Annotated in this window: 5 protein-coding genes and 2 tRNA genes; all 7 read left to right on the top strand. The window is 38.0% G+C overall.

What is annotated here, in order from left to right; translation table 11 throughout:
* The first annotated feature begins 20 nt into the window (after window positions 1-20).
* The 7 genes from RG571_RS11435 (at window position 21) to gor (ending at window position 7,210) form a co-directional block, all read left to right on the top strand.
* Window positions 21-94 (top strand) — tRNA-Pro (locus RG571_RS11435).
* Between the two features lie 57 nt (window positions 95-151).
* A tRNA-Arg gene (locus RG571_RS11430) sits at window positions 152-225 on the top strand.
* Between the two features lie 135 nt (window positions 226-360).
* On the top strand, window positions 361-828 hold the full coding sequence (locus RG571_RS11425) for a CtsR family transcriptional regulator (protein WP_002327581.1): 468 nt from the start codon (window positions 361-363) through the stop codon (window positions 826-828).
* 6 nt (window positions 829-834) lie between these two features.
* A complete protein-coding gene (locus RG571_RS11420) occupies window positions 835-3,327 on the top strand; it encodes an ATP-dependent Clp protease ATP-binding subunit (RefSeq protein ID WP_002289035.1) in 2,493 nt (830 codons plus the stop codon).
* Window positions 3,328-3,547: 220 nt separating this feature from the next.
* Window positions 3,548-4,471, top strand: coding sequence for a peptidase U32 family protein (locus RG571_RS11415; RefSeq protein WP_002289033.1), 924 nt, complete (start codon window positions 3,548-3,550; stop codon window positions 4,469-4,471).
* A gap of 5 nt (window positions 4,472-4,476) precedes the next feature.
* Window positions 4,477-5,730 (top strand): U32 family peptidase, encoded by a 1,254-nt coding sequence (locus RG571_RS11410; RefSeq protein ID WP_002318037.1) that lies wholly within the window; start codon window positions 4,477-4,479, stop codon window positions 5,728-5,730.
* Between the two features lie 133 nt (window positions 5,731-5,863).
* The gene (gene gor, locus RG571_RS11405; RefSeq protein ID WP_002307823.1) at window positions 5,864-7,210 is read left to right on the top strand and encodes a glutathione-disulfide reductase; all 1,347 of its coding nucleotides are present in this window, start codon (window positions 5,864-5,866) and stop codon (window positions 7,208-7,210) included.
* Window positions 7,211-7,847 lie beyond the last annotated feature (637 nt).

Raw genomic sequence — 7,847 nt, 5'->3', positions numbered from 1 at the left:
AGTCTTTTTTATTTTTTTAACGGGAAGTAGCTCAGCTTGGTAGAGCACTTGGTTTGGGACCAAGGGGTCGCAGGTTCGAATCCTGTCTTCCCGATTTTTTTTATCTTGCTTTTTGTTTTCAAATGATTTATAATTTTTTTAAATTGAATATGCGCCCATAGCTCAACTGGATAGAGTGTTTGACTACGGATCAAAAGGTTAGGGGTTCGACTCCTCTTGGGCGCGTCGATACGGAATAGTATATTCCGTATTTTTTTTTGTTGATTCTAAAGGATTTATTTAACAAAAAGCGTTCTTCTTTCTTTCTATTACCAAATTCGTTATAATTAAGGTCAATATTAGTCAAAGGGAATGAATAAGATGGCACATCAGAATACCTCGGATTTAATTGAATCATATATAAAGAAAATTCTGGAAAATAGTGAAATGATCGAGATTCGAAGGATTGAAATGGCAGACCTCTTTAACTGTGTTCCTTCACAAATCAACTATGTGATTAATACCCGTTTTACCATCCAACGTGGTTATCTAGTAGAAAGCAAACGTGGTGGTGGTGGTTATATACGAATTGCAAAAGTAAGGATTTCAGATAAAAAACAATTACTTGAGCAGATAAATCAGTTATTTGATGATACACTCAGTGAGAAAAATGCTTTTGCTATTATTCAAAAACTTTATGAAGACCAAATAATTACAAAAAAAGAAGGAAACTTGATGTTGAGTGCAATTGCAAAAAACACATTGAATTTCAATGAATATGAAGATCATACACGTGCTCGGATTCTCCGAGCATTTCTGGAACGTTTAAGTTATGAAGATGGGAAGTGAGATTAGATGGAAGAACTTTTTACTGAAAGAGCCCAAGCAGTATTAGAAATTGCACAAGAAGAAGCAAAACGATTGAAACATCAATCAGTTAGTTCAGAACATGTTTTACTAGCCTTAGTGGTCGAGCAAAATGGAATTGCTGGAAAAGTATTACGTGAAATGGATTTGAATGAAACGGAAATTTATGAAGAAATTGAACATCTGATTGGTTATGGTGGTATCCGTTCTTACCCTAAAGGAGTCTTTCTTCCATATTCACCAAGAATGAAACAAGTTTTTGCTTTAGCTAGCAGCGAAGTGAAGAAAACTGGTTCTCAAAAAGTTGGAACAGAACATATTTTGATGAGCTTATTAAAAGATGAAAGTATCATGGCTACTCGAATCATGATCAACTTAGGTATCAGCCTTTCAAAAGCCCGTCAAGTTCTGAAACAAAAAATGGGGCTAGCTGGTGATTCTGCTGGAAAAGGAATGAATCGTCGTAGAAATGTAAATGTACAAGATAAACGGCAAACACCGCAAGGAACACCTACGCTAGATTCATTAGCACGTGATTTGACGAAATTAGCAAAAGAAAACAAGCTGGACCCAGTTGTTGGTCGTTCGAGAGAAGTGAAACGGCTTATCCAGATTCTTAGCCGACGGACAAAGAATAACCCTGTACTGGTGGGTGAACCTGGTGTAGGCAAAACAGCCATTGCTGAAGGGTTAGCTCAAAAAATCATTTTAGGTGAAGTGCCAGAAGACATGCAAGAAAAGCGCCTGATGATGCTTGATATGGGATCTTTGGTTGCTGGTACGAAATATCGCGGTGAATTTGAAGATCGAATGAAAAAGGTCATCGACGAAATCTATAATGATGGTCAAGTAATCTTATTCATTGATGAATTGCATACCTTAATTGGTGCAGGTGGAGCAGAAGGAGCAATTGATGCTTCGAATATCTTGAAACCGGCGTTAGCTCGAGGAGAATTACAAACGATCGGAGCAACGACCCTAGATGAATATCAAAAATATATCGAAAAAGATTCTGCATTAGAGCGACGTTTTGCTCGCATTCAAGTAGATGAGCCAACTCCTGAAGAAGCAGAAGTGATTCTTCAAGGATTACGTACAAGATATGAAGAGCACCATGGAGTGGAGATCACAGATGAAGCTGTACGAGCAGCAGTCAATCTTTCTGTTCGTTATATCACTTCTCGTCAACTACCCGATAAAGCAATTGATTTGATCGATGAATCAGCAGCGAAAGTCCGTTTGGATCAAACCGATCACTTAACAAAATCAACTGTGATCAAACTAGAAATCGATGAACTAGTACAAGAAAAGGAAGCAGCGATCCAAAAACAAGACTTTGAAAATGCTGCTCAATTACGCAGACAAGAAAAAGCACTACGTAAAAAGCTGCAAAAAGTTTCTGCAATTGAAGCAAAACAGGAGCAAGGTTATTCTGATCGTGTAACAGAAGAAGATGTTGCTACAGTTGTATCGGAGTGGACTGGTGTCCCTCTACAGCAGTTGGAGAAAAAAGAAAGCGAACGCTTGTTAGAACTGGAAGGACTTCTGCATGAACGTGTCGTTGGTCAAGATGAGGCTGTCAAAGCAGTTTCACGTGCGATCCGCCGTGCACGAAGCGGATTGAAAGATCCTGATCGTCCAATTGGTTCATTCATGTTCCTTGGACCAACTGGTGTCGGAAAAACAGAATTGGCCAAAGCACTTTCAGAAGTCATGTTTGGGAGCGAAGATGCCCTGATCCGTGTTGATATGTCAGAATTTATGGAAAAATACAGTACAAGCCGATTAATCGGGTCTCCTCCAGGATACGTAGGGTATGATGAAGGTGGACAGTTGACAGAAAAAATTCGTCAAAAACCATATTCAGTGATTCTCTTAGATGAAGTGGAGAAAGCACATCCAGACGTTTTCAATTTACTTTTGCAAGTATTGGATGATGGTCATTTAACAGATTCTAAAGGTAGAAAAGTGGACTTTAGAAATACAATCATGATTATGACTTCAAATATCGGAGCGACACAAATTCGAGAAGAAAAAAATGTCGGATTCAATGTCCAAGATGTTACTAAAGATCACAAAGCCATGCAAAAACGTATCTTAGAAGAGTTAAAGAAAGCTTTCCGACCTGAATTCTTGAATCGAATCGATGAGACTGTCGTCTTCCATTCATTGAGTAAAGATGAAATCCATACAATCGTCCAAATCATGAGCAAAGCGATTATCAAACGATTGAAAGAACAAGATATTCAAGTGAAAATCACACCATCTGCAATCGATGTGATCGGGAAAGCTGGATTTGATCCTGAATATGGTGCACGTCCAATCCGTCGCGCACTTCAAAAAGAAATTGAAGATCGATTGAGCGAGGCTTTGCTTGGCGGAGAAATTCGTTTAGGTGACCACGTAACAGTAGGTGCTTCAAAAGGTAAGATCACATTGAATGTTCGCGGACCTAAAAAGGAAACAGTAGGTTCCCTATAGTTACTTGGCCTGTGTAGCTGAATTTTTATAATAGTAAGATTTGATTAAGAGGTTGTGACAAGATTTTTGTCACAATCTCTTTTTATATTTGGACAGAATATATCGAACTTTATTTTGATTTTTTGTGAAATAATTTTCAAAAATCCGACTTTAAATAGAAGAAGTATTGGAAAGTTTTTAGAGCTATGCTACTATTATGAAGTTGTAGGAGGAGAAAATTATGATCGAACTCATAACCACAGTAGAAACTATTGAACAAGCAGAACAGTTGCTTGCTGCAGGTGCAGATACACTATATTTCGGTGAAGAGCAATTTGGATTGCGTCTGCCTGCTTCATTTACACGAGAAGAACAGCGACAATTGGTAGAATTAGCACACAAGTATGGTAAAAAAGCGAATATTGCTGTAAATGGGATCATTCATCCTGAAAAAATGAAAAATGTACCTGAATATTTGGCTTTTTTAAAAGAAATAAACGTAGATGTGATCACAGTTGGTGATACAGGTATTATTTATACGATGAAAAAAAATCCTGAATTGCGTATACCGTATATTTATGATGCTGAAACATTAGTAACGAGCGCACGTCAAATCAATTTCTGGGCGAAAAAAGGCGCAGTTGGAGCAGTACTTGCTCGTGAAGTTCCTTTTGAAGAGATGAAGGCGATGGAAGAAAAACTCGATATTCCTGTAGAAACCCTTGTGTATGGTGCTACATGCATCCATCAATCCAAACGTCCACTGCTACAGAATTACTATAACTATACGAAACAAGACGAACAAAAAGATCGTGAAAGAGGTCTTTTTATCTCGGAACCTAAAAAAGAAGAGACACATTATTCTATTTATGAAGATAGTCATGGCACACATATTTTTGCCAGCAATGATCTGAATCTCTCGAATGAATTGAATGAACTTTATCAGCATCATTACTGTACATGGAAATTGGACGGATTATTTACTCCAGGCGAAAAATTCGTAAACATCACTCGACTATTCGCCGAAGCAAAAAAACAAATTTTAGAAGGTAGCTGGGATCAAGAAAAAGCGGAAAAAATGACTAGCGAAATCAGTAAATTGCATCCTGAAAACCGTGAATTAGATACAGGATTCTTTTATATTGATCCTTCTGCTATCAAATAAGGAGTATGATGAAAGAAATGACAGTAAAAAGAAAATTGAAACGACCAGAAATCCTAGCGCCAGCAGGAACACTGGAAAAGTTAAAAACCGCGATCCATTATGGAGCAGATGCAGTATATATTGGCGGGAATGCATATGGTTTAAGAAGCCGTGCAGGTAATTTTACTTATGAAGAAATGGCTGAAGGAGTTGCTTTTGCAAAAGAACATGATGCGAAGGTATACGTTGCTGCTAATATGGTCACCCATGAAGGAAATGAAGATGGAGCAGGGGAATTTTTCCGCAGTTTGCGTGATGTCGGTATTTCTGCAGTAATTGTTTCTGATCCAGCTTTGATCGAAATTTGTGCGACAGAAGCCCCAGGTCTGCCGATCCATTTATCCACTCAAGCTTCAGCAACTAATTTTGAGACATTGGAATTCTGGAAAGAAGAAGGGTTGGAACGTGTCGTTTTAGCTCGTGAAGTTTCAATGGAGGAAGTGGCAGAGATTCGTAAAAATACGGATATCGAAATCGAAGCATTTATCCATGGTGCCATGTGTATCTCTTATTCTGGTCGATGCACATTGTCCAACCATATGTCGATGCGGGATGCAAACCGTGGCGGATGTTCTCAATCTTGTCGCTGGAAGTATGGATTGTTCGATATGCCTTTTGGTCAAGAACGAAACAGTTTAACTGATACAGGCGAAGTGGAAGAAGAATTCTCGATGAGTGCAGTGGATATGTCAATGATCGAACATATTCCAGAATTGATTGAAAACGGCGTAGACAGCTTCAAGATCGAAGGAAGAATGAAATCGATCCATTATGTATCTACGGTGTCAAATGTCTATAAAGCGGCTGTAGACAGTTATATGGAAGACCCTGAAAACTATGTCTGCAAGCAAGAATGGATCGACGAGTTATGGAAAGTAGCACAACGAGAATTAGCTACAGGTTTTTACTACAATACACCAACTGAAAACGAACAATTATTCGGTGAACGTCGTAAAATCCCAGTATATAAATTTGTCGGTGAAGTATTATCTTATGATGAGGCAACACAGATTGCTACGATACGTCAGAGAAACTTGTTTTCTGTAGGAGATGAAATCGAATTTTATGGTCCAGGATTCAGTCATTTCAGTCAAACCGTTGAAGTTATGCATAATGAAGAAGGCGAATCCATTGACCGAGCACCAAATCCAATGATGATTTTAACTATGCCAGTCGCACAGCCGGTGAAACCTGGAGATATGATCCGAAAACGTAAATAAGGAAAAAGCTGATATATCCCTGTTTTAAGCATCTTCGCATACAAAATTCAAGAAAAGTGTTACACTTGTTTTCTGTAGAAAAAGGATCGTTAAATAAAGGTTTTGATTGATCTCTTCAATAAGGAGGAACAAAATGCAAATATATGATTACATCGTAATTGGTGGCGGCTCTGGCGGTATTGCTTCAGCAAACAGAGCAGGGATGCATGGCGCAAAAGTTTTGCTGATTGAAGCGAATGAATTGGGCGGAACGTGTGTCAATGTCGGTTGTGTACCTAAAAAAGTTATGTGGCAAGCAAGTACGATTTTGGAAACAATTGAACGAGATGCCTCAAGTTACGGTATCCAAGCAGATTTAAAAAATGTTGATTTCGCCGGTCTAGTAGAAAGACGAGAAAAATATATTGATTTTCTACACGGTGCTTATCAAAGAGGATTAGATAGCAATCATGTCGAGGCTATAAAAGGTTACGCTACTTTTATCGATAGTCAAACGATCGAAGTAAACGGTGAAACCTATCGTGCTCCTAAAATCTTGATCGCTACTGGAGGCCGTGCAAGTAAAATGACCATTCCTGGTGGAGAATACGCCATTGATTCAAATGGATTTTTTGAATTAACAGAGTTACCTAAGAGAGCAATCGTTTTAGGTGCTGGATACATTGCGGCTGAACTTTCAGGTGTATTTCGTGGTTTAGGTAGTGAAGTCATGTGGGCATATCGAAAAGAACGACCACTTAGAACGTTTGATAAAATGCTTTCGGACAATTTGATCCAAATGTACCAAGAAGCTGGAATAAAAACTTACGCACATCATATTGCTAAAGAAATTACTAAAAACAATGACGAATATACGGTGCTATTTGAAAATGGTGAAACCTTAACTGGTGATTGTGTACTTTTTGCCGGTGGACGTGTACCGAATACCGAAAAATTAGGTCTGGAAAATACAAATGTGGAATTGGACAAAAAAGGGTTTATCAAAGTAGATAAATACCAAAATACAACGGATGAACATATTTTTGCTGTTGGTGATGTGATCGGTAAATTAGATCTGACTCCTGTTGCAATCGCAGCTGGTAGACGTTTATCAGAACGTTTATTTAATGGAAAGAAAGATTCTTATCTTGACTATAAACTTGTTCCGACAGTCGTCTTTACGCATCCACCAATTGCAACAATTGGTTTGACAGAAGAAGAAGCATTGGAAAAATATGGCGAAAATGAATTGAAAGTTTATCGTTCACGCTTTACCCCAATGTACTTTGCATTAAATGATTATCGCCAAAAATGCGAAATGAAATTGATCTGTGTCGGAAAAGAAGAAAAAATCGTCGGCTTACATGCTATTGGTGTTGGTGTCGATGAGATGCTGCAAGGTTTTGCCGTGGCTATCAAGATGGGTGCAACTAAAGAAGACTTTGACAATACAGTAGCCATCCATCCAACAGGAGCGGAAGAATTCGTAACGATGCGATAATTTAATATTAACAGTTCCAACAGCTTTTTATTGAACAAACCATGTAAAACCAGAAAATCAGTATACTGATTTTCTGGTTTTTTGTTTTTTAGTTATTTATGTAAGATTGCTTCGATAATTCTCAAAACGAAATAAGTAGGGAAGTTGGAGATTTTGATTATCTTCGTAACTGACGAAGAGTAAATGAATCCATTTGGTATGCACTCTTAAGTTCAAAATATTGGTATCGATGTTTAAAAGAAATAGAAATGTATCGAAGAACAGATGATTAAAAAAGTGTGACTTTGTATAAATAAATTAGAAGAAGCAAACGAGGATGTTAAAAGAATACCATATAGTTACCAAACCAAGAAAATTCTCGTCAAGTTCGCTGGTACGAATCAAATCAAGTGAAAAAAGGGACTGTGACAAAAGTTGTGTCATAGTTAGTCACTTTTTCCGAACAAATGGTGTTCTCCTGCCAACTCCCAATCACAAGACACAATATTCATAAAACATGAGAAACTGTTTTTTGAACTTGTTCCTTGCGACTCGGAGCTAAACGGCAGACTCACGACCTCTTTCTTAAACGGTGTACAATCAGCTGTCCTTCGGTATTAGCTCAAAAAACGGCAAAATATGAGAGACTATTTTTCCA

The organism is Enterococcus sp. FR204 (assembly GCF_031143325.1).
Taxonomy (GTDB): domain Bacteria; phylum Bacillota; class Bacilli; order Lactobacillales; family Enterococcaceae; genus Enterococcus_B; species Enterococcus_B faecium.
This window is presented reverse-complemented; position numbering and strand designations above follow the sequence as displayed.